Source organism: Corallococcus macrosporus DSM 14697 (assembly GCF_002305895.1).
GTDB classification, from domain to species: Bacteria; Myxococcota; Myxococcia; order Myxococcales; family Myxococcaceae; genus Myxococcus; species Myxococcus macrosporus.
In genome coordinates this window covers 3,865,909-3,891,061 of the sequence record NZ_CP022203.1, presented here as the reverse complement: position 1 = coordinate 3,891,061, position 25,153 = coordinate 3,865,909, and the positions used below count along the sequence as shown (strand labels likewise).

The window sequence follows — 25,153 nt, the reverse complement described above, 5'->3', positions numbered from 1 at the left end:
CCTCGACACCTGCCGGCCGGACGATTTCAGAGAACCTGCTCCATCTAACAAAACCGCCCGGATGCATCCTCTGCATCCGGGCGGCGACCGCGAAGCCTTGGGGGCCTACCAGCGGTAGTGAGCGAAGGCCTTGTTGGCCTCCGCCATCTTGTGCGTGTCTTCACGCTTCTTCACCGCGTTGCCGCGGTTGTTGGCGGCGTCCATGATCTCACCGGCCAGCTTCTCCTGCATGGTCTTCTCACCACGCGCCTTGGAGTAGGTGATGATCCAACGCATGCCGAGCGCCACGCGGCGGTCCTGACGGACCTCGACGGGCACCTGGTAGGTGGCGCCGCCGACGCGGCGGCTCTTGACCTCGAGCACCGGCTTGACGTTGTCGAGGGCCTTCTTGAAGGTCTTGAGGGGGTCTTCCTTCGCGCGCTCCTCGATGAGGGCGAAGGCACCGTAGCAAACGCCTTCCGCGATGGACTTCTTGCCCTTCCGCATCAGGTCGTTGACGAACTTGGTGACGAGCCGGTCCTGGAACTTCGGATCCGGGAGAATCTTGCGCTTGGCGACTACGCGACGGCGAGGCATCTCTTCTCTCTTCCCTTACGCCCCACTCCCATCGGGAGGAATGCACGGGGCTTCAAAAACTGCAGGAGGAACTTCCCAAGGACGCTCCCCAGGGTGCGGGGCGATGCGTCCGAACTCTGCGCTACAGAAGGTGATCCGCGTGACGAGCGTTCAGCTCGGACGCTTCGCGCCGTACTTGGAGCGGCTCTGCTTGCGGCCCGCGACACCCACGGAGTCCAGCGTTCCACGGACGATGTGGTAGCGGACGCCCGGGAGGTCCTTCACACGGCCACCGCGGATCATCACCACCGAGTGCTCCTGGAGGTTGTGACCCACGCCGGGGATGTAGGACGTGACCTCGATCCCGTTCGTCAGACGCACACGGGCCACCTTGCGGAGGGCCGAGTTCGGCTTCTTCGGGGTCGTGGTGTACACGCGCGTGCAGACGCCACGCTTCTGAGGGGACTCCTTGAGCGCGGGGCTCTTGCCCTTGACGACGAGCTTCTCGCGGCCCTTGCGGACCAGCTGGCTAATGGTCGGCACTGATACCTCTTCTTCGGGTTCGTCGCCGCCAGAGACACCAGGCGGCGCATATCTACCTACAAGACAACGGAAAGGCGCGCGAGTATAGGAAGGGGCCTATCCGTGTCAAGCACGGCCTGCCCCTTGCCTACAACCGGCCAGGGCCCCAGGTCCCATTCCCCGCCTCGGCGCTTCCGCGCACGGCGGGTCTACGACGGGGCGGTCCTCTACTCCGCGTGCGGTTAGAAGTCGAGGACCATCACGACGGCGTCCTCGCCCTCGTCCACGTAGTAGTTCGGCCGGATGCCGACGGGGCGGAACCCATAGGCCCGGTAGAGCTGGAGCGCCGCCTCGTTGCTCTTGCGCACCTCCAGGGTGGCCAGGGTGCAGCGTCTGGCGCGCCCCCGGGCCAGGACCTCATCCATCACCGCGCGCGCCACGCCCCGCCGCCGGTGCTGGGGCGCGGTGGCCACGTTCAGCACGTGGACCTCGTCATGGACGATCCAGAAGATGGCCAGGCCCAGGAGCTCGGGCCCCTGCCCCTCCCGCTCCTCCTCCACGAGGAGGATGGTGGACCATTCGTGCTGCAGCTCGCGCTTGAGCAGGTCCTGGGACCAGGGGTTCTTGAACGCCGCCTTCTCCAGCAACATGACCGCGGGAAGGTCTTCCGCCGTCATCTGCCGGATGCTGTAGCCGTGCCGGGCCTCGGGCGCCGGCTCCTCGCGCATCCGCCTCATCGACTTGCCTCCCGGGCAAAGGGCGCCACGCGGCGCACCTGGGCCGACGCCCGGACCTGCGCCAGCTCCTCCGCCGCCAGCGCGCCGTAGCGCTCCCGAACCAGCTTCTCCCGGATGGCCGAGCGCGCCGCCTCGTAGCCCTCCGGGTACTCGTCCGCGTGCTGCTCGTAGTAGCGGCGGACCTCCGTCTCCCCCACCTGCGCCCGCAGCCTGATGCGGCTGTCGAGGATGCGCTCGGCCCTCAGGCCCCGGGCCAGCACCCGCTGAAGGTCCTGGGCGTCCACGTCGTGGCGGGTCAGGAACCGCTTCAGCGCCGTCTCCCCGCCCAGGATGGCCTGGAACGCGGCCAGGCGCGCCTGGACCTCGGCGGGCTCGGCTGGGAAGGCCTGAAGCCGGTCCGCGTTGAGGACCTGGACCCGCTGGTTGATGATGAGCTCCAGCGCGCCCCGGAGCGTGTCCTCGTCAAGCGGAAGCTCCAGCGCCTGCACGCCGCCTCGCTGGACGAGCGCGACGCGGGCCTCGAAGCGCAGCTCGCTCAGGGTGAGCACCTGGCCCTCGATGATGGCCACCACCCGGTCCGCGACCCGGCCCTCGGCGCCGGACGGCGGGGCGGCCGCGTGCCCCAGGGCGGGCGCCAGCGAGAGCCAGCCCGCAAGCCACAGGGTATCCGCGCCGAGCCAGCGAGGCGGTGACATGGGCTCCCTCATCCTCCGGCGACTTTATACATCTCGCACGGTCCGGACAGTCCTTGCTGGCGCGTGCCTACCGGCTGGTTACGTTGATTCGGGTACACCACGAGCGGGAACAAATGGCGGACGACTACTACCAGATCCTCGGCGTCGACAGGTCGGCCTCAGCGGAGGACGTCAAGAAGGCGTACCGGAAGCTGGCACGCAAGTACCACCCGGACGTCAACCCGGGCAACAAGGCCGCCGAGGAGAAGTTCAAGCAGCTCAGCGCGGCCTTCGAGGTGCTGTCGGATGCCCGGAAGCGCAAGCTCTACGACGAGTTCGGTCCCGACGCGGAGAAGATTGGCTTCGACGAGAAGAAGGCGGAGGCCTATCGGGCCTACAAAGCGTCCGCCGGGAGCGCCGGCGCCGGGGGCATTCCCTATGGCGCCGAGGGCTTCGACCTGGGTGACCTCTTCGGCGACCTGTTCGGAGGCCGTGGCGGCGGCGCGGGCGCTCCGGGGGGCTTCGACATTGGCGAGATGTTCGGCCGGCGGGGCCGCAACGCCGGGCCCGAGCGCGGAGAGGACCTGACGGTCCGCGTCCAGCTCAGCCTGGCCGAGGCCGTCTCCGGCATCGAACGCCCCCTGGCCTTCAGCCGCCCGGGCCGGTGCTCCACCTGCAGCGGCCGGGGCACCTCGGGCCCGGTGTCCACCTGCAGCGTCTGCAACGGCACGGGCCGGGCCCGCCGCTCGGGCAGCCTGTTCGGCAGCGGCGGCGCGTGCCCCAACTGCCACGGCTCCGGCAAGGCGACCCCCCCCTGCCCCCAATGCGGCGGCTCGGGCGTGAAGGAGGAGCAGGCCCGGCTGACGGTGAAGATCCCCGCGGGCGTGCAGACCGGCTCGAAGGTGCGCCTCTCCGGGCAGGGCGCGGCCGGGACTCGGGGAGGCCCTCCGGGCGACCTGTACATCGAGACCGAGGTGGCCGAGCACCCCCTGGTGCGGCGTGAGGGTGACGACCTGCACCTGGACCTGCCGGTGACGGTCTCCGAGGCCCTGCTGGGGGCCGACGTGCGCGTCCCCACCTTCCAGGGCGAAGTCACCGTGAAGGTGCTCCCCCATTCCCAGTCGGGCCGGCGCATGCGGCTGAAGGGACGCGGCGTTCCCTCGCTCAAGGGCGGGACGCAGGGCGACCTGTACCTCCACCTCCAGGTCAAGGTGCCCGAGCAGACCACCGCCGAGGCGAAAGCCGCGGCCGAGGCGCTCGCCCGGGCCTACCAGGGCGACGTCCGTCGCGAGCTGACGCTCTAGCCTCTTGCCTCTTGTCCTGAGCGCCGCACCGTCATAGACGGACGGCGCCCCACCTCATCACGCCGCCGAACCATACGGAGCACACGCGCACATGGGCCTCTTAGACATCTTCACGGGCGGCTCGGGCCCCGAGAAAGCCCTCAAGCTCAAGCCCAAGGTCGTCCAGAAGTACGGAGACCCGGCGACCCGGCAGAAGGCCATCCAGCAGCTCGGGGAGATGAAGTACCCCGAGGCCGTGTCCGTGCTGCTCAGCCGCTTCACCATCACCGTGGACCCGCTCACCACGGACGCGGATGAGAAGGAGCACACGTTCGAGCTGGTGAAGAGCTTCGGCAAGGACGTCGCCGTGCCGCCCATCCTGGAGTTCCTGCGCACCAGCGAGCAGGCCGCTTCCTGGGCCCTGCGGCTGCTCGGTGAGCTGACCTCCGAGGAGGAGGTCATCAGCGCCTGCGTGAGCGCGCTCCAGCACCTGTCCGCGCACTACACGCGCAACCCGGAGAAGAAGGTGGTGCTGCTGCACCACGTGGCCGGCAGCCAGGACGCTCGCATCCCCCCCGTGGTGGTGCCCTTCCTGGAGGACATGTCGGACGACGTGAAGATCGCCGCGCTCAAGGCGCTGGGCACCTTCAAGTACGAGCCGGCGCGCGAGCCCATGCTGAAGCTGCTCACCGCGGATGAGACGGCCCGCCGGGTGCAGACGTCCGCGCTCGGCGCCCTGGCCGAAGGGGGCTTCTCCGTGGAGGGCTACCAGGAGAAGGTGCAGCCCCTGCTGGTGGAGCCCTACGCCCTGGGCAACGACCAGCGCATCCAGCGCCGGGCCTGAGCCCCGGCTGTCGGCCAGCCGACACGAACACTGTCCTCCGGAAGGCCCCGGAGGGCACAGGCCGTTCACATGCGCGCGGAACTTGAGCGAGGATTCACCCCGTGCGCTCAAAGAAGAAGGGGACGCTGGCGGAAGTCGTACCGCTGCGTCCGGTCGCGAAGGCGGCCGCCAAGAAGACTCCGAAGCGGGCCACGAAGCCCCTCCCCCCGGTGGATGCGGATACCGCGCACCGCGCCTTGCTGGAGATGGCGCGGCACCTGACGGACAACGCGGGGCCCACCGAGGCGCTCCGCTCACACCTTCAGACGATCCACACGCTCCTCAAGCCGAAGGTCTGCTACGTGGCGCGCTACTTCCCCTCCCGGAAGCAGCTCCACGTCGAGCACGTGCGCGGCCGCTACGACGACCGCGTCACCGCCGCCGTCCCTGGGGAGGGCGTGGTGGGCAAGGCGTTCTCCCAGAAGGCCCTGCTGCGCGACGGGGACACCCTGGCCGTCCCGCTCGAGGGCTCGCAGGGTGTCGGCGGTGTCCTGGTGGTGCTGGGCGCCCGGCGCGAGCCCTCCGAGACGCTGCTGGAGTCGCTGGCCGCGCAGCTCACCGCCGCCTACGAGGTGGCGCGCCTGCGCGACGACAGCGCCCGCCGCAACAAGGACCTGCAGACGGCCATCGCGGGGCTCAAGAGCCTGGAGCAGAACCGCGAGGAGCTGCTGGGCAACGTCTCGCACGACTTGAAGAACCCGCTCACCACCATCAAGTCCTACCTGGCGATGTTGGGGCGCGAGAAGCTGGGGCCCCTCACGGATGCCCAGCGCCGCGCGGTGCAGATCTGCGACCGGAACTCGGACCGGATGCTGCGCATGGTGAACGATTTGCTGCTCATGTCCCGGCTCCAGTCCGGGAAGATGCAGCTCAACCAGCGCCCCTTCGGACTCAAGGCCGTGGCGGAGGAGGTGGTGCGCACGCTGGGGGCGCTCGCGGAGCACTGCAAGGTGCGCGTGATGATTCCCCCCTGCCCCGAGGTCTTCGTCCGGGGCGACCGCGAGCGCATCGCGGAGGCCATCCACAACCTCGTGGAGAACGGCATCCACCACAGCGAGGCGGACGACACCGTCGAGGTGCGCGTCTCCGCCGAGGACGGACTGGCGATGCTGACCGTCCAGGACAGCGGCCCGGGCATGTCCAGCGAGGCCCTGGAGCACGTCTTCGACGCCTTCTACCGCGCGACGCCGGGCATGCCCCGTCCGCCGGGCGCGGGCCTGGGCCTGCCGCTGGTGGGGAAGATTGTCGCCCTGCACGGCGGGCGCATGGAGAGCGCCAGCGTCCTGGGCGAGGGCAGCACCTTCCAGATGGTGCTCCCCATGTTCGCCGGCGCCGTCAGCGCGCCGGAAATGGCCCAGGCGGCGCCCAAGTCCGGCGGCATCCTGCTGGTGGAGGACGACGCCGACTGCCGCGAGGTGCTCCAACAGGTGCTGGAGCAGGAGGGCTACCGGGTGATGGCCACCTCGGGCGCCTCGGAGGCGCGCTCCATCCTCTCCCACATCCGGCCGGCCATGGTCCTGCTCGACCTGCGGCTGAGCGAGGAGGACGGGCAGTCGGTGCTCCGCTTCATCCGCGGCAACGAGTCGCTGGCGGACATCGTCGTGTACATCATCTCCGGAGCCACCGAGGTGGCGTCCCTCACCTCGGGACAGGGGCTGGAGCGCATCGACGGGTTCTTCGAAAAGCCTCTCAACCTGCCCAAGCTGCTGGACACCGTCTCCGCGGTGGTCCGGCCCAGCCGACGAGCCCCCGCCGTGCCTTGAGTGGGGGATTCGCCATGGGCGCGAACAAGAGGTGGCCGGAAGCCACCTCGGTTTGTCTAGTATCCGCGCGGTCCCATGAGCACATCCGTCTACTCCCATTATCGCGCCGCGTTCGCCCAGGCCCTTGCCACTGCCCTGGGCGTCCCGGCCGCCGAGATTGAAGCCCAGGTCAAGCCCGCCGAGCCGGCGCACGGCGACCTCAGCTTCGCCACCTTCCCCCTCGCCAAGGCCCAGAAGAAGGCCCCGCCCGCCATCGCCGCGGGCCTGGCGCAGGCGCTCAGCGTCCCCGGCCTGGAAATCAAGGCCGTGGGCCCCTACGTCAACGCGCGCTTCGCCCCCCTGCCCTTCACTGCGCAGGTCATCGACGCCGCGCGCGGCGCGGGCAACCGCTACGGCGGTGATGAGGACGCGGGCCGTGGCAAGACGGTGGTCATCGACTACTCGTCGCCGAACATCGCCAAGCCCATTGGCTTCCACCACATCCGCACGACGTTCCTGGGCCACTGCATCGCCAACATCTACCGGGCGCTGGGCTGGCGCGTGGAGGGCATCAACTACCTGGGCGACTGGGGCAAGCAGTTCGGCCTGGTGGCCGTGGGCTTCCAGGAGTACGGCGACCCGGCCCGCATCGACGACATGGCGCACCTGGTGGAGGTGTACGTCAAGGCCAACAAGCGCGCGGAGGCCGAGCCTGAGTTCGACGAGAAGGCCCGCGCCTTCTTCCGCCGCATGGAGGCCGGTGACGCCGAGGCCCTCAAGCTCTGGAACCAGTTCCGCGAGACGAGCATCAAGGGCTTCAAGAAGATCTACGCGCGGATGGGCATCGAGTTCGAGCACATCGAGGGCGAGAGCCGCTACCAGGGGAAGATGGACGCGGTCATCGAGCAGATCGCCCAGAAGCCCGGCGTGAAGGAGTCGCAGGGCGCGCTCATCGTCGACCTGCCCTACGCGGAGAACGAGCCGCCCATCCTGCTGAAGAAGAACGACGGCAGCACGCTCTACGCCACGCGTGACCTGGCCGCCGCGCAGGACCGCCACGAGCGCTTCCAGTTCGAGAAGTCGCTCTACGTCGTCGCGCAGGACCAGGCGCTGCACTTCCGGCAGGTGTTCCGCACGCTGAAGGAGATGGGCCTGCCCTGGGCGGACCGCGCCGTCCACGTCGCGTTCGGCCGCATCCACGGCATGAGCACGCGCAAGGGCCAGGTGGTGCAGCTCAACGACGTGCTGGACGAGGCGAAGGAGCGCGTCTCCGTCAAGGTGCGGGAGAACGTGGAGGCGGGCCGCATCCAGACGGATGACGCGGACGCGCTCTCCGAACAGATCGCCCTGGGCGCCATCGCCTTCGGCGACCTGAAGCACAAGCGCGCCAGCGACTACACCTTCGACTGGGACGAGGTGCTCAGCTTCGAGGGACACACCGGCCCCTATCTCCAGTACGCCCACGCGCGCGCCGTCAACGTGCTGCGCAAGGGTGGCGGGGCGCCGGCCAGCTATGACGCGGCGCTGCTGACGCTCCCGGAAGAGCAGGCCCTGCTGCGCGAAATCATGCGCCTGCCCGAGGTGGTCCGCGACGCGGCGGAGCAGTACGAGCCCAGCCTGGTGGCGCGGCTGCTGCTCGACGTGGCCTCGTCGCTCAGCCGCTACTACACGCTGGGCAACCAGGAGCGCGACAAGCGCATCAACGTCGAGGGCAATGACGCGCTGCGTTCCGCGCGACTCGCCCTCATCGACGCGGCCCGGGTTACGCTGGCGGCCGGATTGACGCTGCTGGGCATCCCCACGCCCGACAACATGTAGCCGGGAGCATTCTTGGAGACCGCGCTGTCACCGACTGCGAATCAGGGAGCGTCCTCGCTGAAGGACGAGTTCGGCCCCATGGGCCGGGCGCTGGGAACGCGCTACCTGGAGAGCGTGCACTTCCCGCCGGAAGCGGAGACCGAGCTCCGGAACCTGCACGCCAAGGGCTTCGTGGTGCACGTCATGCGCACCACCGCCTGGGTGAACTTCCTCTACCTGACGTGGGCCATGGTGCGCCGGGCGCTGCCGCCCGTGCGCGCCGTGGTGAACCTGCGGCCGTGGTTCACCAGACCGTGGCGGCAGGCGAAGCAGCGCGGTGACTTCACGCAGCGCTTCGAGCACGCCCGGCAGACGGGGGGCAGCGGCCTGGTCTTCCTGCGCCGCACCGCCCTGCTCCGTCCGTCCGGGAAGGAGACGCGCGAGGACCCCTTCCCCGCCCTGGTGGCCATGGCCCGGCAGACGGACACGCCGGTGTACCTGGTGCCGGAGCTGTTCGTCTGGGAGAAGCGCCCCGCGCGCCTGAAGCCCAACTGGGTGGACGTGGTGTTCGGCAGCCCGGAGGCCCCGGGCTTCCTGCACTCCATGCTGGCCTTCTTCCGCAACTACAAGCGCGCGCAGTTCCGCGTGGGCGAGCCCATCGACCTGCAGCGCTTCGTCGCGGAGAACCCGCGCGACTCGGACGAGCTGCTGGCCCGCAAGGTGCGCAGCAGCCTCCACGTCCACCTCGCGCGTGAGACGCGGGCCGTCTTCGGCCCCCCGGTGAAGCCCGCCTCGCGCGTCATCGAGGAGACGCTGCGTGACCGGGCCCTACGCAAGGTGGTGGAGGAGTGCGCGGCGGAGTCCGGGCGCAGACAGCAGAGCGTCCTGCGCGAGGCGCGCCGCAACCTGGAGGCCATTGCCGCCAAGCCCAGCCCCACCGCGCTGGCCTTCACCTCCCCCGTCCTGGAGTGGGTGTTCAACCGCATCTACGACGGCATGCACGTGGACGAGGCCGGCCTGCACCGCGCGCTCAAGGCCGCGAGCCATGCCCCCATCGTGCTGTGCCCCAGCCACAAGAGCCACGTCGACTACCTGGTGATGAGCTGGGTGCTGTGGAACCGGGGCTACGCGGTGCCCCTGGTCGCCGCCGGCGCCAACCTCTCCTTCTGGCCCCTGGGCACCTTCTTCCGCCGCTGCGGCGCGTTCTTCCTCCGCCGCTCCTTCAAGGGCGACAAGGTCTACGCCGCGTCCTTCAAGGCCTACGTGCGCAAGCTGGTGCACGACGGCATCCACCAGGAGTTCTTCCCGGAAGGCGGCCGCTCCCGCACCGGCAAGCTGCTGCTGCCCAAGCTGGGCATGTTCACCTGGCAGGTGGAGTCCGTGCTGGAGGGCGCGCGCGACGACCTCATCTTCGTGCCGGTGGCCATCGACTACGAGAAGGTCGTCGAGTCCTCCAGCTACTCGAAGGAGCTGGCTGGCGGCGAGAAGAAGCCCGAGGACATCAAGGCGCTCTTGAGCGCCCCCAAGGTGCTGGCGGCGCGCTACGGCCGCATCCACCTGGGCTTCGACGAGCCCATCTCCCTGCGCGCCTTCATGCAGGCGCGTGGCATCAACCCGGACGAGCCGGTGTCGGACGAGCAGAAGAAGGGGCTCGTGCGCGCGCTGGGCAACCGGGTGATGTACGGCATCAGCAAGGTGTCAACGGTGACGCCGCACGCGCTGGTCAGCACCGCCCTGCTCTCACACCGCCGCCGCGGCCTGACGCAGCGGGAGATGGCCGACCGCATCAACATCCTGCGCCGCATCGCCGTGGAGGAGGGCTCGCCGCAGTCGGTGGAGATGCGCAACGCGCCCAGCAACCCGGAGACGATGGGCCCCATCCAGGACGCCATGCGCACGTTCATCTCCGACGAGATGGTGCGCACCCAGGAAGCGCGTGGCGAGGTCATCTACCAGGTGGAGGACGCCCGCCGCCCGGAGATGTCCTTCTACAAGAACACGCTGATGAACCTGGTGGCCGCCCGGAGCCTCGTGGCCAACGCCATCCTGGCCAGCGAGAGCCCCGCGCCCTATGACACCGTCAAGGAGCGCGCGCTGTTCCTGTCCCGCCTCTTCAAGGTGGAGTTCATCTACCGGGTGGGCACCACCTTCGACTCCATCTTCGCGGAGACGGTGGAGCGGCTGGAGCGCATGGGCCTGGTGCTCGAGGAGCACGAGACGCTCCGCGTGGCCCCCGAGGCCCACGCGCGTCCGGACCTGGAGTTCCTGGCCGACATGCTGCGTGACTACCTGGAGGCCTACCTGCTGGCGGCCATGACGCTCCAGGACGTGGCCACCGGCGCCGCGGAGGACAAGAAGTCGTTCGTCAAGCTGGCGCTGGAGACGGGCCGCGCGGAGTACCACGCCGGCCGCATCACCGCCTCCGAGTCCCTGGCCAAGGTGACCCTGGAGAACGCGGTGGCGTACCTCCTGGACCAGAAGCTGCTCGCGGAAGCCGACAAGAAGCTGACGCTCGGCCCCGCCGCCACCGAGCCGCAGGCCCGCGCGCAGCTCGTCGACGCCATCCGGGAGTACCTGAAGCGGGGCTGAGCGGTCCGCGCCTCCGCCCCGTACAAGGCACGCGGGCGGGGCCCCAGGACTCGGCCCAGCGCGCTTGCCCAGGGCAGCACCTCGACGGGCAGCCCCACGCCCGTGGATGGCGGGACTCACGGACGTCAAGGTCCGGACAGTATCAGGAGAAAGCACGTTGGAAGACTCCAGCCCCAGCGACGTTCCGCCCCCGCCTCCGGGGCCTCCTCCTGGTGACAAGCCCAGCGCGAGCCCGAAGTGGCTGGCGGTGGTGGGCGCCGTGCTCGCGCTCGGGACGTTCATCCTGGTGGGCGGCACCGTCCAGTTGGCCAATCCGGCCTTCGGCATCTGGTTCACCGAGCTGGTCGTGTTCTTCGGCCTGGGCTGGGTGATGCTGCGCCATGCCGGGTGGCGCCCCGCCGTCTACACGGGGCTCTTGCCCGCCCCCAAGGGGGCCACGCTGCTGGGCTTCCTCCTGGGCGTGGCGAACTTCTTCGCGGTGGTGGTCCCCATCCAGTTCCTGGCCCAGTCCGTGGCGCCGGAGTGGCTGACGCGGATGTTCGACAGCTCGCGGCTGTTCGCGGACCAGACGCCCCTGGAGCTGGCCCTCATCCTCACGGGGGTGTCGGTGGCCGCGCCCGTCTGCGAGGAGTTCTTCTTCCGCGGCATCTTCCAGCGAGGCATCACCCCGCCCGCGCCCGCGCCCTCCACCGTGCCCCTGGTCGTCTCCGCCGTGGTGTTCAGCGCCTTCCACCTGGACCCGGTGGGGTTCCTGGCGCGCACCGAGCTGGGCCTGCTCTTCGGGTGGCTCTTCCTGCGCACCGGCTCGCTGTGGCCCGGCATCGGCGCGCACGCGGCCAACAACCTGGTGTCCTCGGTGCTCTTCCTCTCCGCCAAGGCCCTGGGCGCCGAGTCCACGGACGCGGCATCCGAGGCGACCGACCCGCGCCTGGTGCTGGTCCTGGCCGCGGTGGGCTGGGCGGGCCTGAGCGCCCTGCTCTCCTACGCCCGGCGGAATCCCGCCGTCTGGGGCCCCGGCACGCTCGCCACCGACGAGGAGGCCCGGGCGCCCGGGCCTCGGCCGTCCCTGGCGCGGCTGCTGCTGCCGTGGGTGGTGGGCGCCACGGCGTCCCTGGGCCTGCTGGTGGCCGTGGACTCGCGGGGCCTGGCCCTCAACTTCTACGACGCGCAGCACCCGCTGCCCACGCTGGAGGACCCGGCGCCCCCCGCGCAGCAAGCGGAGCGCAAGGCGTTGAGCGCGCTCCGCGCCGCGGCGCGCCGAGGGGAGCTGCCCATGGAGGCCTACTACGAGGAGCGCGAGCGCCAGATTCGCGTGCACCCGCTGCAAACCGGGCCAGGGCTGAAGCCCTGACCCGGAGCGTGCCGCCTCAGACGAAGCGGTACGTGCTGACGTGGAAGACGGGGCCCACCATGGCGCTGGTGAGCGTGTCCCCGTCCACGCGGCCCTCGGCCTCGATGCGCTGGCCGTCCTTCTTCAGCTTCCGGTCTCCGCCCGCGAGCTGGTACGTGGTGCCGTCGTCGCCCTCCAGCACCCAGACGCCGGTTTCGATGTCACGAAAGACGACGCGGCCGGTGAGCTTCACGCCTCCTCCTTCTGGAGCATCGCGCGGCCGATGATGAGGCAGACGACGGTGTTGAAGCCCAGCCACGGCTTGGCGAGGAACGCGAAGGGCATCCACGCCAGCGCCGGCGCGCCCGTCCAGGCCGCGTAGGCCAGGAAGCCCGCGAAGCCGAGCGCCAGGCCGCCCATGGCCGGCCGCAGCCCCCGCCACTTGATGGCCGGCAGCGACAGCAGCAGCGGGATGAGGGCGCTGTAGAACAGCGGGTTCACCGTCTTGCCCCGGCCGAAGATGATGCGCTCCCAGTCCGGGATGGGCAGCGACGCCACCTGCACCGCGTCCCCAGCCGCGCCCTCCGCGCCCCCGAACCAGCCGCGCAGGAAGAAGGCGCCCACCGTGGACAGCAGCAGCGGGATGAGGAAGGCGGGCCGCACCAGCACGTTGAGGTAGCCCGGCCGCGCCCGGCCCCGCAGCGTCAGCAGCACGAACGCCAGCAGCGCCAGCGCCCAGTACAGGGGCGGCCACTGCGCCGAGCCCCCGCGCAGCGACGCGAGCGACGCCTCCGCGTTGAGCAGGCCATGGCCGTACTGCTCGGTCCACGCCTGCTGGCCCGCGGCCTTCTTCGCGCCCGCGTACAGGGCCTGCTCCACCTCGTCCGGCCCCTTGGCGCCGGCCGCGTACAGCATGGCCGCCACCGCCGCCACGTGCGGCGTGGCCATGCTGGTGCCCTGGTAGGACGCGTAGACGGAGCGCGAGACGTCGCGCGGGTCGATGGTGTTCTGGAGGATGCCGCCCTGGTCGCCCAGGCGCTTGTCGCCACCGGGCGCCGCGATGTCCAGCTCCTTCCCGTAGGACGAGTACGGCGCCAGCGAGCCGTTGGGCCCCACCGCCGACACCGCCACCGCCCCGGGGTACGCCGCGGGGAACTCCACCGTCGCGCGCCCGCCGTTGCCGGCCGCGGCCACCACGGTGACGCCCTTCTTGCGCGCGTACTCCACCGCGCTGGCCATCACCTGCGAGTACGCCCCGCCGCCCAGGGACATGTTGATGACGTCCGCCCCGTTGTCCGCCGCGAAGCGGATGGCGTCCGCGATGTCCGCCGTGTTGCCGCCACCGAAGTGGTTGAGCACCTTGACGGGCATCAGCGTCGCCTCGAAGGCCACGCCCGCCACGCCCTCGCCGTTGTTGGTGGCCTGGGCGATGGTGCCCGCCACGTGCGTGCCGTGCCCGTGGTCGTCGTTGGCGTGCTCGTCGTCGTTGACGAAGTCGTAGCCCTTCACGAACTTCACGCCCTTCAAGTCGGGCACCTGCTTGAAGTCGTCGTGGTCCTCGTACGCGATGCCGGTGTCCAGCACCGCCACCACCACGCCCTTGCCCCGGTTGCGCTCCCAGGCCTTGGGCATGTCGATCATCCGCAGGTTCCACTGCTGAGCGAATTGCGGGTCGTTCGGCGTGAAGCTGGCGCGGACCTCCATCATCGGCTCGGCGGCCTCCACGGCCGGGTGCTGGCGGATGCGCGCGAGCACCGCGTCCACGTCGTCCACGCCCACCGCCACCGTGAGGGCCTCGTCGGCGCTCTCCACGGAGTTGAGCTCCAGGTCGACGCCCCAGTCCGTCTCCCAGGCGTCGAACTCCGCCTTCGTCGTGCCGTCCTTGAAGTCCACGACGATGGCGCCCGCCACCACGTCCCGGGCATCCAGCGCCTGCAGGTTCGCGGGCGGGGGCGTGTCCTGCTCACGAGAAGCGGACGCACAGGCGGCCGTCAGCGTCAGGGCCAGCGCCGCTCCACCCAGGGTCCATCGCACCTTCCGCATCAGGCCACTCCTTGAGAAACGAAACACGCGTCTGGAAGACCCCTACGAACGAACGTCGCAACGATTGGGTCTGCTCCGACAGTCTGGATGTCCCCTCTCCCGGCGTGCAAGGGCGGCCAGGGGAAGAAACGTGAAGAAGTACAGTGGTTTGCGCTCCATCGGTCATCCGCCGGAGAGCCGCTGCAGCCAGGCCGCGACGGCCCGGCCCACCTGCGGAAGGTTCCGCTGGAAGGTCGGACCGGCATCGTCGATGACCTCCAAGTTGCCTCCCGCCCGGGCGACAGCGGCGGAGACGGCGGCCCGGGGCAGCCGGGAGTCCTCCTCCCCCTGGACGACCAGGAGCGGACACGTCACCCGGGACAACGCCTCTGGCGCCACCATCGCCGGGGCCACCAGGCACAGGCCCCCCACGGCGGGGTACTTCGCCTGGAGCGCCAGGGCCACCTGGGCGCCCCCGTGGAGCGACGCCACGGCCAGCGCGCTGCTGCCCGCGTTCTCCAGCAGCAGCTGCATGGCGGCCTCGGCGTCCGCCAGCAGCTCCAAATCCCGCCCCCGCTCGCCCTGGCTGGCCCCCACGCCCCGGTGGTTGAAGCGCAGCGTCGGAAAGCCCGCGTTCGCCGCCGCCCAGACGAGCTCCGCCGCGATGACGTGGTCCATGCCGCCCCCCTCGTCCGGCCGGGGCGGAATGACGAGCAGCGGCGGCGCCCGCGTCCCCCGGTGCGCGGTGCCCTCCATGACCTCCGAGCCCACCGGCACCAGCGTCGCGCGCTCGAGGAACTGACCTTTCTGGACCATGCCCCACCTTAACGCCTGCCCCTCGCGTCCGGCGCCCACACGCACCGTCCGACACGGACCCACACACAATTTCACGCAAAATCCTCACCAGAAGGAAACTTCCAGGTGGATTCGGGGACAATGCGGAAACACCCCCGTTTCCGCAGGAGCCCCCACCCCATGACCACCATCCAGCGCGGACGGAACAGCATCGCGCCGACCTCCCGCAGCACCGCCGACAGCGTCCGTGGAAGTGGCGCGCCTGCCACCAACACCGTGCAGCCCTCCCCGACGGGAGCCACCGCGCAGCGCGGGCTGGTGGTGGACGGCTTCGACAGCCGCTCCGCGCAGACGGCGGCCGTGGGCGGCGTCTTCACCGCGCCGGCGGGCTCCAAGGACAAGGTCTTCGACGGCAAGCTGGTGGGCGCCGGTGGCCAGACGTTCGAGCCGAACACGCCGCTCAACCAGGTGCCCGCCTTCGTTCCGGCGAACAACCCGAACGCCACGGCGACGGTCGTCTACGTCAACGGCATCAGCACCAACAAGGACGGCCAGGCGCGCGAGCTGCAGGCGCTCGCGAACAGCACGGGCATGCGCGCCATCGGCGTGCACAACGCCACGTCCGGGATGATCGCCGACGTCATCCAGGCGGCGAAGGACAAGCTGAACAAGGGCAAGAACCCCGCGGTCGATTCGCTGTCGGACATCGTCTACAACGAGCTGAAGGCGGGCCGTGACATCCACCTGATGGGCTACAGCCACGGCGGCCTCATCACCTCGCGCGCGCTGAAGGACGTGGCCAACCGGCTGCGCATCGAAGACGGGATGTCCAAGGCGCAGGTGGAGCAGACGCTCGGCCGCGTCAACGTGGAGACCTTCGGCGCGGCCGCGGCCACCTACCCGGACGGCCCCAACTACGTGCACTACGTCAACAACAAGGACCCGGTGCCCCTCCTCTTCGGGCAGGGCAGCAAGGGCTGGACGCCCGGTGACTTGTTCCGCGACGCCGGCAAGGGCGCGCAGGTGCACCACTTCTCCGAGAAGGGCATGTTCAGCGGCGCGCACTCCCTGACGGAGACGTACCTGAACCACCGCGCCCCGTTCGACGAGGCCCGCGCCGGCAACTTCTGAGGCGCCCTCCCCTGGCGGGGAGACAGCGGAGGCCACGAGGTGAGGAACCTCGTGGCCTCTCGTGTTTCAGCCCGCGCGACTCACGGCGGCGGCGGGCGGGCTACACGGACTGCAGCACGTAGAACTTGAGGTACTTGCCCTCCGGGAACTGGAGGCGCACCGGGTGGTCCGGCGGCTGGTAGCGCTCCTCCACGAGCGCCAGGTCCACGCCGGCCTTGAAGCCCGCCTCGCGCACCGCGCCCATGAAGTCATCCGGGCTCACGCGCGCCGAGCACGACGCCGTGGCCAGCAGCCCGCCCGGCCGGAGGATGGCCAGCGCCTGCCGGTTGAGGGACGCGTAGCCGTCAATGGCCGCCTGCACCGCGCGCTGGCTCTTCGCGAAGGCCGGCGGGTCCAGGATGATGAGGTCGAAGGTGCGGCCCTCGTCCTTGAAGGACTGGATGATCTTGAAGACGTCCGCCGCCAGGAAGTCGTGCTTCTCCGCGGGGATGCCGTTGCGCGTGAAGTTCTCCCGCGCCAGGGCGATGGCGTCCGGGTCCTGATCCACGGAGAAGACGCTGTTGGCGCCGCCCAGCGCCGCGTTGACGGAGAAGCCGCCGCTGAAGCTGAAGCAGTTGAGCACGTCCCGGCCCTTGGCCAGCCGCCGGATGAGGTAGCGGTTCTCCCGCTGATCCAGGAAGAAGCCCGTCTTCTGACCCTTCCAGGCGTCCACCAGGAAGGTGGCGCCGCGCTCGCGGATGGGAATCAACTCCGGGGCCTCGTGGCCGTAGAGCATCTTCCCGGAGCCGCGGACCTCGTCGTCGTCCGCGTCGTCCCGGCCCACCTCGTCGCGGCCGATGATGCCCTTGAGCCCGGGGACGCCGGCCTTCAGCGCCTCGATGAGGAGCGGCCGGTAAGGCGTGAGGCCCGCGGAGTACAGCTTCATCACCGCCCAGCCCGCGTACAGGTCCACCACCACGCCCGGCAGGCCGTCGCCCTCGCCATGAATCAGGCGGTAGCTGTCCGTGTCGGTGAGGTCGATGAGGGCCGTGCGCTCGGTCAGGGCCTGCCGCACCCGCCGGGTGATGAAGGCCGCGTCCACCGTGTCGCGCGAGTCGCGTGTCAGCACGCGCACCGCGATGGCGGAGTGTGGGTCGTAGTACCCGCGCGCCACGAACTTCCCGTTCTCCGTCAGGTCCACCACGCTGCCGGCCGGAATCTTCGGCACGAACTCCAGCGCCTTGCGGAACACCCACGGGTGCCCCGCGCGCAGGTGGCGCCCCAGCCCACGCGCCAGCTCCAGCTTCACGACATTCACGGTGTCACTCCTCACGGGCCGCGCCGCGGCCCCTCCGGGCCAGGATGGCGCGAGCCAGTTCCTCGAAGCCCCGCCCCTCGGGCGCCCGGGTGATGAAAGCAGGTGGCGCCTCGATGCGGTCCAGCACGGCCCGCACGTTTGCCACGCCCACGCCCAGTCCAAAGGCGCCGAACATCGGGGCGTCGTTGAAAGAATCCCCCGCGTATACATAACGGCCGTCACGCGGGTCCAGCCGCTCGCCCCACGCCGCCTTCGCGAAGCGCCGGGTGGCGCTCAGCTTGTCGAAGCGGCCCAGCCAGCAGTTGATGTGGATGGACGAGCGCACGGCCGTCACGCCCCGCGCCACCAGCAGGGACTCGATGCGGTCCGCGCCCGCCGGGCCCAGCCGGGCCTCCTCGTTGTAGTCCACCGCCAGGTCCACTTCCGTGTACGCGCTGTCCATGGACAGCCGCGCGCCGGGCACCTGCTTCAGCACCCGCGCCACCTCGGACTGGAGCCGCCGCCGGTTCGCCGCCCGCGCGGCCGGCGCCTCCGCGTACACCTTCCGCAGATGCCCCTTCGCGCCCTTCAGGAAGAACAGGCCACCGTTCTCCACGATGACGCCGTCCACGGGGAGCTGCCGCGCCCAGGCCTCCCCCCAGCCCGCCGGACGGCCGCTCACCAGCACCACGCGCAGGCCCTCGGACGACAGGCGCTCCAGCGCCCGCACCGTCTCCGAGCGCAGCGTGTGGTCCGTGGTCAGCGTGCCATCCACGTCGGTGAAGACCCCCTCCACGCGGGACAGGTCGGCCTCGCGCAGCGGGCGCGGGAGACGCGCCTTCAGGAGCGCCTTCATCACATCACGTCCAGACCAGCGAGCAGGCCCTGGAAGGTGACGATGGTGGACCGCAGCTCGTCGGGCGTGAGCTGGCCCACCTGGAGCTTGCGCGCCTTGCGGAGGAAGGCGTCCAGCTCCGAGTCACGGCCGTAGAGGGACTGCCCGCTGACCGCGGCCTCGGCCAGGGCCCTTGCGGCGCCCGCCGGGTCCTTGCCCACCAGCGCCATGGCGCGCTCCAGCCGGACGCCACACGACGCCCACACCTCGCGGTCATGGATGATGAGCAGTTGGCGCTGGTTCACCGCGGACAGGCCCTGGACGAAGGTGTCCAGCGCCTCCACCACCGCCACCAGCTCCTCGCGGGCCGGGTTGGGGAGGATGGCCAGGCGGCCCACCTCCGCGCGCATCTCCACGATGTGGCGCTTGTCCTGGGCGCGCAGGTTCCGGTACGCGGCCGTGCGCCCGAAGGCGTCCAGCTCCGTCTGGAGCTGCTGGGCGTTCCACTGCACGTCCTGCGCCTCCGCGTCACGGACCTTCTTCAGGCGGGCGGTGAGGATGCGGCCCAGGTCGGCGGTGATGGCGCGGACCGTCACCGCGGCCTTCACCTCCGCCGCGTAGCCCGGCACCACCTGGGCCCGCGTCACCTCGCCCAGGAGGCTCGCGGACTCGAAGACCAGGTTGCTCATCTGCTCGCGGAAGCGGGCGCGGATGCGCTGGATCTCCGCCAGCAGCGTCCACCGGTCGCTCACCACCGACGGGTTGCGCATGGCCTCGCCAAGCTGGGTGATGCCCTGGGCAATCTGGTTCATCGCCTCCTGGAGGATGACGACGGGGGCCTGCGCGCTCGCCCCGCCCAGGGACTGCGCGGGGAACTGCTCCCGGATGACGTTGAGCAGGCCGTTGACGTCCATCACCGTGTCGCGGATGACGGGCGCCATCTCCTCCCACAGGGAGAGGTCCGGGGAGGAGTCCACGACGGGCGTCTCGTACCGCACCAGGTCGAGGTCACTCAGCCGGGAGATGGCGTGCGCGGTGGCGACGTACACCTTGCGCAGGCGGCCGGCGAACGCCGGATCCGGATGGGACTGGAGGATTTCTTCGAGCCTCGCGGACAGCGAGGCCTGGGGGGTCTCAGCGGCTTCAGACACGGGTGTCACACTCTAGCGCTCGACTTCCGCGCGGGGGAGTTCTAGCACTCGCCCGCGGGCCATGCCGCTGGCTTGGGAGCGCTACGGGATGATTCAGGTCTGTCTTGTGAAAGACGGTCAACTTCTCACCGGTGGTGAAGAGCTGCTGGGCGAGGAAGGCCGGAAGTGGATTGACGTGCTCCATCCGACCGAGGAGGTGTTGGCCCGGCTGGCTGAGCGGTTCGGACTGCACAAGCTGGCCGTGGAGGACTGCCTCCACCTGGACCAGCGGCCCAAGCTGGAGGAGTACCCCAACCACCAGTTCGTCGTCCTCCAGGGATTCACCGTCACGGGCAAGGACATCTGCGAGCTGACGCTGCACGAGCACCACTTCTTCCTGGCGAAGGAGTGGCTCATCAGCGTCCACGAGTTCCCCTTCGCCGGCCACGACACCGTGCTGCGCCGCGTGAAGGCCGACCCGCAGGCGACGCTCGTCCGCGGGACGGACTTCGTCCTGTACATGCTGGCGGACGCGCTGGTGGACGCGCAGTTCCCCATCCTCGACGCGTTCAGCGACGAGCTGGAGGACCTGGAGGTCGCCATCTTCGAGAAGCCGGAGAAGTCCCACCTGCAACGCATCTTCGCCATGAAGCGGATGCTCGTGACGCTCCGGCGGGTGCTGTCGCCCCAACGCGACGTGGTGGGCCTGCTGTCGCGCCGAGGCATCCCCCACATCCACGACAAGACGACGCTCTACTTCCGTGACGTGTACGACCACCTGGTGCGACTGTACGAGCAGATTGACGCCGGGCGCGACATCATCGGCAACGTGATTGACGGCTACCTGTCCATGGTGGCGAACAAGACGAACGACATCTCCAAGCAGCTCACCATCTTCGCCACCATCTTCCTGCCGCTGTCCTGCATCGTCGGCTTCTTCGGGCAGAACTTCGACCGGCTCTACACGAACGGCGCCTGGTACGTGATGTGGGCGTCAATTCTCGCGCTGCCGGTGGGCATGGTCTTCTGGTTCAAGCACAAAGAGTGGCTCTGACATTTCCGCGAGGAGAGGAAACATGCTGACCGTCACCGTGGATGGCGTCCCCCTGCACTACCGGGACGAGGGCAAGGGCCCGCCCGTGCTGCTGCTGCATGCCTTCGCGCTGAACGGCCGCGCGTTCGACCCGCAGGTGAAGGCCCTGTCGGGGCGCTATCGCTTCATCATCCCGGACCTCCGGGGCTTTGGTGAGAGCGCGCTGGGGGACGGCCCCACGGAGATGTCCCGCATCGCCCGGGACGCCCTGGCGCTGCTGGACGCGCTGAACCTGGACACGGCGGTGGTGGGCGGCGTGTCCATGGGCGGCTACGCGGCCATGGCACTGCTGCGCGAGGACGCGGGCCGCGTCAGCGGGCTGGTGCTGATGGACACGCAGGCCACCGCGGACAACGCGGAGGGCAAGGCGCAGCGGGAGACCAACGCGAAGCTGGCCCTGGAGGCCGGCGTGGAGCCCATCATCCAGGCCATGCTTCCCAAGCTGTTGGCCGGTCGACCGGACTCCCCCGTGGCCCAGGAGGTGGCCGCGTTGATGCGGCAGGCCTCCCCCGCCGGCGTCGCGGCCGCGCTGCGCGGGATGGCCCTGCGCCCGGACAGCAAGGACATCCTGGCGCGCTACGCGGGGCCGGCGCTGGTCGTGGTGGGCGAACACGACGCCCTCACCCCCGTGGCCAAGGCGAAGGAGATGGCCGGGCTCATCTCCGGCGCGCGGCTGGAGGTCATCCCGGGCGCGGGGCACCTCGCCAACCAGGAGCTCCCCGAGCGGTTCAACGCCGTGCTGGACTCCTTCCTGACGTCACTGCACGGCCCCAGCGCCTGAGCGGACGCTGGCCGCGCGCACGGGCTCATGCGAGCATGAGCGGGCGGGAGGCCCCTGCCCGCCACCGCCGAGGGTTGCCGTGGACCGCATGCACCTGAAGGACGTCGAGGACCGCGACTCCGACGGCCACTACGGCCGGTTGATTCGCATGGCCCGCGAGGTGGGCTCGCCCGTCCCGCAAATCTGGCACCTGTTCGCGTACAAGCCACGGCTGGGCGAGGCCCTGTCCCGCTTCACCCACGAAGTCATGCGCGGCCCTTCCCCGCTGTCGCCCGGCCTGAGAGAGCTGATCGCCGCGTACACCTCGCGCGGCAATCAATGCTTGTTTTGAACGGGCTCTCACGCCGCGGTCGCGGCGGAACTGCTGGGCAACCCCGACATGGTGAAGGCGGTCCTGGAGGACGTGGCGACAGCGCCCGTCTCCGAGGCCGAGAAGGCCCTCTTCGCCTTCGTGGACACCCTCAACCACCGCGCGGCGCAGGTGGGCAAGGAGGACATCACCCGCCTGAAGGACGCGGGCTGGACGGACGAGGCCGTCTTCGACACCGTGACGGTGTGCGCCCTGTTCAACTTCTACAACCGCTGGATTGACGGCACCGGCGTCCAGGACATGCCCGCGGAGCTGTATCAGCGCAGCGGGAAGCGGATGGCGGCCACGGGTTATGCGCCGCCGCCGCCGCCTAAGAAGCCGGAGGAGTAGCGCCGCCGGAGCGTCAGCGCTCAGCGCCGGTGCTGCCGCTGGGCGGCTTGGAGGACGGCGTCCTTGAGGAGGTAGCCGAACCCGGCGTTTCGCAGCCGGAGGACCAGGTCGCTGACCGTGGTACGCAGGCGCTCCGCGGTCTCCTCCAGGTGCCAGCCGCTCTCGGCGAGCCGTGACAGGAGATAGGCCCGGCGCGTCTGCGCCGCCGACAGGCGATACGTCTTGAGGTACTCCAGGGTGCCATCCGTGCCGACGATGGCCTCGCCAAGGTGGTTCTCCTCCGCCGGGTCTAGCGACGTGTGGAAGCGCTGGAGCAGGAAACCACCTGCCTTGTAGACGCGGGTGGAGGCCACGTTCGCGCCGAAGAGGCTCCCGGCCATGAAGCCGTGGAAGTCGGCCCACTCCTGGCGCATGCGGCTCACCTCGTCGCGCAGGTCGTCCAGGCTGGACACGCGCGCCGCGTCCAGGGTGACACCCAGCTCGGGCGCGTCGCCCAGGAAGCCGTACTGGAGCAGCAGCTCGCCGTAGAAGTCCTCCACCAGCGTCCGGTGCAGCGCGCGGTAGTCGTCCGGGTGAGCGACGACGAAGGCCGACAGCAAAACATCCGCGTTGAACAGCAGCAGGCCCACCTGCCGCGGATGGATTTCGAAGGTGCGCAGCGCGCCGTCCAGCATCGGCGAGGCCCACCCAGGGATTGAGGTCTCGAAGCGTGGGTCCAGGCCCCGCGAGAGGCCTTCGCGCGAATACTCCGCCCAGGCAATCTCCGGCCCGCCGAACTGCAAGGCCAGGAAGCCCTCCATGGCCAGGTGCAACGGGAGCATCCGGAGCTGGCGCCGGTCCTCCCGGTGCACCATCCGATGCAGCAGCCGGATGGAGTGAGGGCCGGCCTTGAGGCGCTTCCCGTCCACGGCGTGCAACTGCGTCCCATAGACGGCGTCCGCCTGGCGGTTGCCCCACGTCATGACCAGCGCGTGAGGGACATAGGCGACGTACTTGAGGCCGGGCTCCTTCAGCCCGCCCTTCACCGAGACCACCGCGGCCGCGTCGTCGTAGGTCCGCACGTGCATGCGAAGGTCGCCCCGCACTTCGTCCCGAAGGACGGGCACCAGCCGGATGCCACCCCAGACCTGCGAGGGCGCGAGCCGCAGCCCCGCTGGCTCCAACCGCTGGATGAGCCGTGCGTCCGTCATGAGCCCCCCTCCTCCGTCAGCGCCGCTTCCAAACCAGGGCCGACAACAGCGCCCTCGCCGTCCGGCCGCTCCCGGGCGTCGCGCGCCAGCATCGCCTCCACGCGCGACGCGAGGTAGGCCTCCAGCTCGCTCAGCGACGCCGCCCCCTCCGCGAAGCGCGCGAAGCCCAGCACGGTGGGCACGTCCTCCGCGTCCCGGACGCCCACCGTGGGCACCGCCGCCCCGAAGGAGCGGGGCGCGAACCCTTCCGAGTCGAACACCGGATTGACGTGGACCAGCGCCGTGCGGCGCCCCGGGTCGAGCTTCGTGCGGAACACGCGCGTCAGCTCGGCCACCGCCTGGGGCGGGTCATTGTCGTAACCGTCGGACACGATGACCACCAGGTCGGCGCCCCAGGCCAACGCGTCCAGCAGCGGCGTGGCGAGGTCCGTCTGCCCTCGCGCGCTGACGAGCAGCGGCTCCTCCACGGGGCTCGTCCACCACGCGCGGTACTCACGGGCCGCCGCGGACAGCAGGTAATGCGTGGCCAACGCCACGCCCAGGGGACGGCGGCGCTTCTCCAGGGAGCCGGAGGACGAATAGCTGTTGTCCAGAATCGCGGCCACCCGCCGCAGGGGGGACGGCGCGCGGCGGAGGACGCGGGCGGCGGCCTGCTCCAGCGCGGCGTGCAGCTCCGCGTGGCGCTCGCTCCGGACCTCCGGCGCCAGGGCCAGCACGTACAGCGCCAGCTTCGTCAGGGAGGCCCGCCCCAGGTCCACCGGGGGCGGCGTGCCTCGCTCGCGCGCCGCGGAGGCCTGCAGGCGCAGGCGCTCCGCCGCCGTGAGGCGCGGCTCGATGCGCTGGAGGAACACGTCCCGGGGGATGCCATGCTTCACCGCCAGGCCCTCGGCCACCGTGTACGGCAGCTCGTAGAGGGCCTCCTGGGTGTAGTGCGCGCGGCGGAAGGTCTCCAGCAAGGGCTGGGTGAAGACGCGCTTCTTCCAGCCGTGGAAGAGGAAGTGCCCCAGCTCTCCCTCCAGCTTCAGGTGGCCGTGGGACACGGCCGCGCGCAGCTTGGCGCGGTACTTCACCGCGTCGAAGGCCAGGTTGGCGCGGCCACGCACGTAGTCCCGGGCCACGGCGCGCGCCCGGCGGTTGTTGATGCGGCGGCCGCGCAGCGACTCCAGGACCCGGAAGGCGCGCTGGGGCGGCAGGGCGCGCAGGGCGGCGGCGATGAGCGCGCCCTCCTCCTGCTTGTCCCGGGCATCCGCCGGGCTGCCGCTGGCGAGCAGGTTGAGGAGAATCTGCGCCTGGTTGAAGTGGTTGATGCCCGCGGCGAGCGTCCGCGCGTACAGCCGGCGGTAGTTGCCCAGGATGTACTGGTGCAGGAACTCGATGGAGACCGACTGCCCGCGCGCGTCGCCGTAGAACTCCCGCTGCCCCGTGCAGGAAAAGCAGGCGTTGACGAACATCACCAGGTCCTCGCGGGCGACCTGTTCGACGCGGACTTCCGCCAGTGCGGCCATCGTGAGCACGTCCTCCCCGGACAGCCGGGCTGGAAGAGGAAGCGCCGCTCGGGGAAGAGAGAAACGACCGCGGGTCAGGCTCCAAAGGCTTGAATCGGAAGTCGCATCGGAGTCCCGCGAGCGGCGCTCCGACGCTACCACACGATGGGCGCCCCAAGCCCTGACACCCCGGCGGGGGCCAGGCTCAAGGCTGGCACGTCACCTGGCTGTTCTCCACGGAGCAGGCCGAACAGGAGGCCGTCTCCGTCAGCACGCCCTGGCGGCACTCCAACACCGCGCGGCCGTCCGCGCGGCAAAGCCCCGTGCCCTCGGCGCTGGAGGCGCAGGCGTCCCCCGCGACGTTGTTGGACGTATCACACCGCACCGCCTCGCTCGTCTCACGGCAGCCCAGGGGCCCCCGGCAGGGCAGCTCGCGCCAGGTGCCCCCCCGGCACTCCAGCGCCAGCACCTTCTCCTGACAGACGAAGCCGCCGCCGTCGCAGTCACCTCCCGCGCTCGGGCCACAGCCAGCAAGGAGCAGAGAGCCAACCAACGGGACGAATGCGAGCAGAGAGCGGTTCATGGGCACGGGCCAATATTTCGA

24 protein-coding genes are annotated in these 25,153 nt (G+C 70.2%); 11 read left to right on the top strand and 13 right to left on the bottom strand.

All coding sequences use genetic code 11. The features are described from left to right. Positions 1–105 precede the first annotated feature (105 nt). The 4 genes from rpsG to MYMAC_RS16385 form a co-directional block, all read right to left on the bottom strand. The gene (rpsG, locus tag MYMAC_RS16400; RefSeq protein ID WP_011553340.1) at positions 106–576 is read right to left on the bottom strand and encodes a 30S ribosomal protein S7; all 471 of its coding nucleotides are present in this window, start codon (positions 574–576) and stop codon (positions 106–108) included. 150 nt (positions 577–726) lie between these two features. Further along, positions 727–1,098, bottom strand: a complete 372-nt coding sequence (rpsL, locus tag MYMAC_RS16395) for a 30S ribosomal protein S12 (RefSeq protein WP_002637381.1) — start codon at positions 1,096–1,098, stop codon at positions 727–729. A 221-nt stretch (positions 1,099–1,319) separates the two neighbouring features. After that, the gene (gene rimI / locus MYMAC_RS16390) at positions 1,320–1,814 is read right to left on the bottom strand and encodes a ribosomal protein S18-alanine N-acetyltransferase (RefSeq protein ID WP_043711109.1); all 495 of its coding nucleotides are present in this window, start codon (positions 1,812–1,814) and stop codon (positions 1,320–1,322) included. Further along, positions 1,811–2,509, bottom strand: a complete 699-nt coding sequence (locus MYMAC_RS16385) for a hypothetical protein (protein WP_204817679.1) — start codon at positions 2,507–2,509, stop codon at positions 1,811–1,813. The genes rimI and MYMAC_RS16385 overlap by 4 nt, the downstream gene beginning before the upstream one ends. A gap of 113 nt (positions 2,510–2,622) precedes the next feature. Here MYMAC_RS16385 and MYMAC_RS16380 point away from each other — a divergent pair, with 113 nt between their 5' ends. From MYMAC_RS16380 to MYMAC_RS16355, 6 genes are all read left to right on the top strand, one after another. Beyond that, complete coding sequence (locus tag MYMAC_RS16380) at positions 2,623–3,792, top strand: DnaJ C-terminal domain-containing protein (RefSeq protein ID WP_095958764.1); 1,170 nt, start codon at positions 2,623–2,625, stop codon at positions 3,790–3,792. 91 nt (positions 3,793–3,883) lie between these two features. Then, on the top strand, positions 3,884–4,615 hold the full coding sequence (locus MYMAC_RS16375; protein ID WP_013939869.1) for a HEAT repeat domain-containing protein: 732 nt from the start codon (positions 3,884–3,886) through the stop codon (positions 4,613–4,615). Positions 4,616–4,716: 101 nt separating this feature from the next. Further along, on the top strand, positions 4,717–6,417 hold the full coding sequence (locus MYMAC_RS16370; protein WP_095958763.1) for an ATP-binding response regulator: 1,701 nt from the start codon (positions 4,717–4,719) through the stop codon (positions 6,415–6,417). Positions 6,418–6,492: 75 nt separating this feature from the next. Then, on the top strand, positions 6,493–8,214 hold the full coding sequence (argS, locus tag MYMAC_RS16365) for an arginine--tRNA ligase (RefSeq protein ID WP_095958762.1): 1,722 nt from the start codon (positions 6,493–6,495) through the stop codon (positions 8,212–8,214). Between the two features lie 12 nt (positions 8,215–8,226). Next, positions 8,227–10,782: a 1-acyl-sn-glycerol-3-phosphate acyltransferase gene (locus MYMAC_RS16360; RefSeq protein ID WP_095958761.1), complete on the top strand. Its 2,556-nt coding sequence runs from the start codon at positions 8,227–8,229 to the stop codon at positions 10,780–10,782. A 157-nt stretch (positions 10,783–10,939) separates the two neighbouring features. Further along, complete coding sequence (locus tag MYMAC_RS16355; protein WP_239989567.1) at positions 10,940–12,133, top strand: type II CAAX endopeptidase family protein; 1,194 nt, start codon at positions 10,940–10,942, stop codon at positions 12,131–12,133. A gap of 16 nt (positions 12,134–12,149) precedes the next feature. Here the strand turns inward: MYMAC_RS16355 and MYMAC_RS16350 are convergent, their stop codons facing one another. The 3 genes from MYMAC_RS16350 to MYMAC_RS16340 form a co-directional block, all read right to left on the bottom strand. Then, positions 12,150–12,365 (bottom strand): DUF5818 domain-containing protein, encoded by a 216-nt coding sequence (locus MYMAC_RS16350; protein WP_013939864.1) that lies wholly within the window; start codon positions 12,363–12,365, stop codon positions 12,150–12,152. After that, positions 12,362–14,155 (bottom strand): S8 family serine peptidase, encoded by a 1,794-nt coding sequence (locus MYMAC_RS16345; protein ID WP_095958760.1) that lies wholly within the window; start codon positions 14,153–14,155, stop codon positions 12,362–12,364. Before MYMAC_RS16345 ends, MYMAC_RS16350 begins: the two co-directional genes overlap by 4 nt. Positions 14,156–14,317: 162 nt before the next feature. After that, positions 14,318–14,950, bottom strand: coding sequence for an alpha/beta hydrolase (locus MYMAC_RS16340; protein WP_095958759.1), 633 nt, complete (start codon positions 14,948–14,950; stop codon positions 14,318–14,320). Positions 14,951–15,109: 159 nt separating this feature from the next. Between MYMAC_RS16340 and MYMAC_RS16335 the strand changes: the two genes are divergently transcribed. Next, positions 15,110–16,060 (top strand): hypothetical protein, encoded by a 951-nt coding sequence (locus MYMAC_RS16335; protein WP_095958758.1) that lies wholly within the window; start codon positions 15,110–15,112, stop codon positions 16,058–16,060. Between the two features lie 100 nt (positions 16,061–16,160). Here MYMAC_RS16335 and MYMAC_RS16330 read toward each other — a convergent pair whose 3' ends face one another. The 3 genes from MYMAC_RS16330 to MYMAC_RS16320 are packed head-to-tail and all read right to left on the bottom strand — an operon-like array spanning position 16,161 to position 19,331. Then, complete coding sequence (locus tag MYMAC_RS16330; RefSeq protein WP_095958757.1) at positions 16,161–17,357, bottom strand: class I SAM-dependent rRNA methyltransferase; 1,197 nt, start codon at positions 17,355–17,357, stop codon at positions 16,161–16,163. A gap of 4 nt (positions 17,358–17,361) precedes the next feature. Beyond that, on the bottom strand, positions 17,362–18,192 hold the full coding sequence (locus MYMAC_RS16325; protein ID WP_204817670.1) for an HAD-IIB family hydrolase: 831 nt from the start codon (positions 18,190–18,192) through the stop codon (positions 17,362–17,364). Next, on the bottom strand, positions 18,192–19,331 hold the full coding sequence (locus MYMAC_RS16320) for a hypothetical protein (RefSeq protein ID WP_043711103.1): 1,140 nt from the start codon (positions 19,329–19,331) through the stop codon (positions 18,192–18,194). Before MYMAC_RS16320 ends, MYMAC_RS16325 begins: the two co-directional genes overlap by 1 nt. 52 nt (positions 19,332–19,383) lie before the next feature. Here MYMAC_RS16320 and MYMAC_RS16315 point away from each other — a divergent pair, with 52 nt between their 5' ends. The 4 genes from MYMAC_RS16315 to MYMAC_RS16300 all read left to right on the top strand — a co-directional run bounded on the left by MYMAC_RS16315 (position 19,384) and on the right by MYMAC_RS16300 (position 21,875). Next, positions 19,384–20,355, top strand: coding sequence for a magnesium transporter CorA family protein (locus MYMAC_RS16315; protein WP_095958755.1), 972 nt, complete (start codon positions 19,384–19,386; stop codon positions 20,353–20,355). A 22-nt stretch (positions 20,356–20,377) separates the two neighbouring features. After that, positions 20,378–21,175: an alpha/beta fold hydrolase gene (locus MYMAC_RS16310; RefSeq protein WP_095958754.1), complete on the top strand. Its 798-nt coding sequence runs from the start codon at positions 20,378–20,380 to the stop codon at positions 21,173–21,175. An 88-nt stretch (positions 21,176–21,263) separates the two neighbouring features. Beyond that, complete coding sequence (locus MYMAC_RS16305) at positions 21,264–21,506, top strand: carboxymuconolactone decarboxylase family protein (RefSeq protein WP_217917509.1); 243 nt, start codon at positions 21,264–21,266, stop codon at positions 21,504–21,506. 48 nt (positions 21,507–21,554) lie between these two features. After that, positions 21,555–21,875 carry a carboxymuconolactone decarboxylase family protein gene (locus MYMAC_RS16300; RefSeq protein ID WP_239989566.1) on the top strand — a complete coding sequence of 107 codons (321 nt, stop codon included), beginning with the start codon at positions 21,555–21,557 and terminating at the stop codon, positions 21,873–21,875. A gap of 20 nt (positions 21,876–21,895) precedes the next feature. On the opposite strand, the gene MYMAC_RS16295 is transcribed toward MYMAC_RS16300, so the two are convergent. From MYMAC_RS16295 to MYMAC_RS16285, 3 genes are all read right to left on the bottom strand, one after another. After that, positions 21,896–23,065, bottom strand: a complete 1,170-nt coding sequence (locus MYMAC_RS16295; protein ID WP_095958753.1) for an ARPP-2 domain-containing protein — start codon at positions 23,063–23,065, stop codon at positions 21,896–21,898. Beyond that, positions 23,062–24,570, bottom strand: coding sequence for a hypothetical protein (locus MYMAC_RS16290; RefSeq protein WP_095958752.1), 1,509 nt, complete (start codon positions 24,568–24,570; stop codon positions 23,062–23,064). The genes MYMAC_RS16295 and MYMAC_RS16290 overlap by 4 nt, the downstream gene beginning before the upstream one ends. 184 nt (positions 24,571–24,754) lie before the next feature. Further along, positions 24,755–25,132, bottom strand: coding sequence for a hypothetical protein (locus MYMAC_RS16285; RefSeq protein WP_239989565.1), 378 nt, complete (start codon positions 25,130–25,132; stop codon positions 24,755–24,757). Positions 25,133–25,153: the final 21 nt, after the last annotated feature.

Excerpts from the sequence above, each read along its gene's own strand:
- rpsG (WP_011553340.1), bottom strand. The coding sequence starts at position 576 with ATGCCTCGCCGTCGCGTAGTCGCCAAGCGCAAGATTCTCCCGGATCCG.
- rimI (WP_043711109.1), bottom strand. The coding sequence starts at position 1,814 with ATGAGGCGGATGCGCGAGGAGCCGGCGCCCGAGGCCCGGCACGGCTAC.
- MYMAC_RS16385 (WP_204817679.1), bottom strand. The coding sequence starts at position 2,509 with ATGTCACCGCCTCGCTGGCTCGGCGCGGATACCCTGTGGCTTGCGGGC.
- MYMAC_RS16380 (WP_095958764.1), top strand. The coding sequence starts at position 2,623 with ATGGCGGACGACTACTACCAGATCCTCGGCGTCGACAGGTCGGCCTCA.
- MYMAC_RS16375 (WP_013939869.1), top strand. The coding sequence starts at position 3,884 with ATGGGCCTCTTAGACATCTTCACGGGCGGCTCGGGCCCCGAGAAAGCC.
- argS (WP_095958762.1), top strand. The coding sequence starts at position 6,493 with ATGAGCACATCCGTCTACTCCCATTATCGCGCCGCGTTCGCCCAGGCC.
- MYMAC_RS16345 (WP_095958760.1), bottom strand. The coding sequence starts at position 14,155 with ATGCGGAAGGTGCGATGGACCCTGGGTGGAGCGGCGCTGGCCCTGACG.
- MYMAC_RS16340 (WP_095958759.1), bottom strand. The coding sequence starts at position 14,950 with ATGGTCCAGAAAGGTCAGTTCCTCGAGCGCGCGACGCTGGTGCCGGTG.
- MYMAC_RS16335 (WP_095958758.1), top strand. The coding sequence starts at position 15,110 with ATGACCACCATCCAGCGCGGACGGAACAGCATCGCGCCGACCTCCCGC.
- MYMAC_RS16325 (WP_204817670.1), bottom strand. The coding sequence starts at position 18,192 with ATGAAGGCGCTCCTGAAGGCGCGTCTCCCGCGCCCGCTGCGCGAGGCC.
- MYMAC_RS16315 (WP_095958755.1), top strand. The coding sequence starts at position 19,384 with ATGCCGCTGGCTTGGGAGCGCTACGGGATGATTCAGGTCTGTCTTGTG.
- MYMAC_RS16310 (WP_095958754.1), top strand. The coding sequence starts at position 20,378 with ATGCTGACCGTCACCGTGGATGGCGTCCCCCTGCACTACCGGGACGAG.
- MYMAC_RS16305 (WP_217917509.1), top strand. The coding sequence starts at position 21,264 with ATGCACCTGAAGGACGTCGAGGACCGCGACTCCGACGGCCACTACGGC.
- MYMAC_RS16300 (WP_239989566.1), top strand. The coding sequence starts at position 21,555 with ATGGTGAAGGCGGTCCTGGAGGACGTGGCGACAGCGCCCGTCTCCGAG.
- MYMAC_RS16295 (WP_095958753.1), bottom strand. The coding sequence starts at position 23,065 with ATGACGGACGCACGGCTCATCCAGCGGTTGGAGCCAGCGGGGCTGCGG.
- MYMAC_RS16290 (WP_095958752.1), bottom strand. The coding sequence starts at position 24,570 with ATGGCCGCACTGGCGGAAGTCCGCGTCGAACAGGTCGCCCGCGAGGAC.
- MYMAC_RS16285 (WP_239989565.1), bottom strand. The coding sequence starts at position 25,132 with ATGAACCGCTCTCTGCTCGCATTCGTCCCGTTGGTTGGCTCTCTGCTC.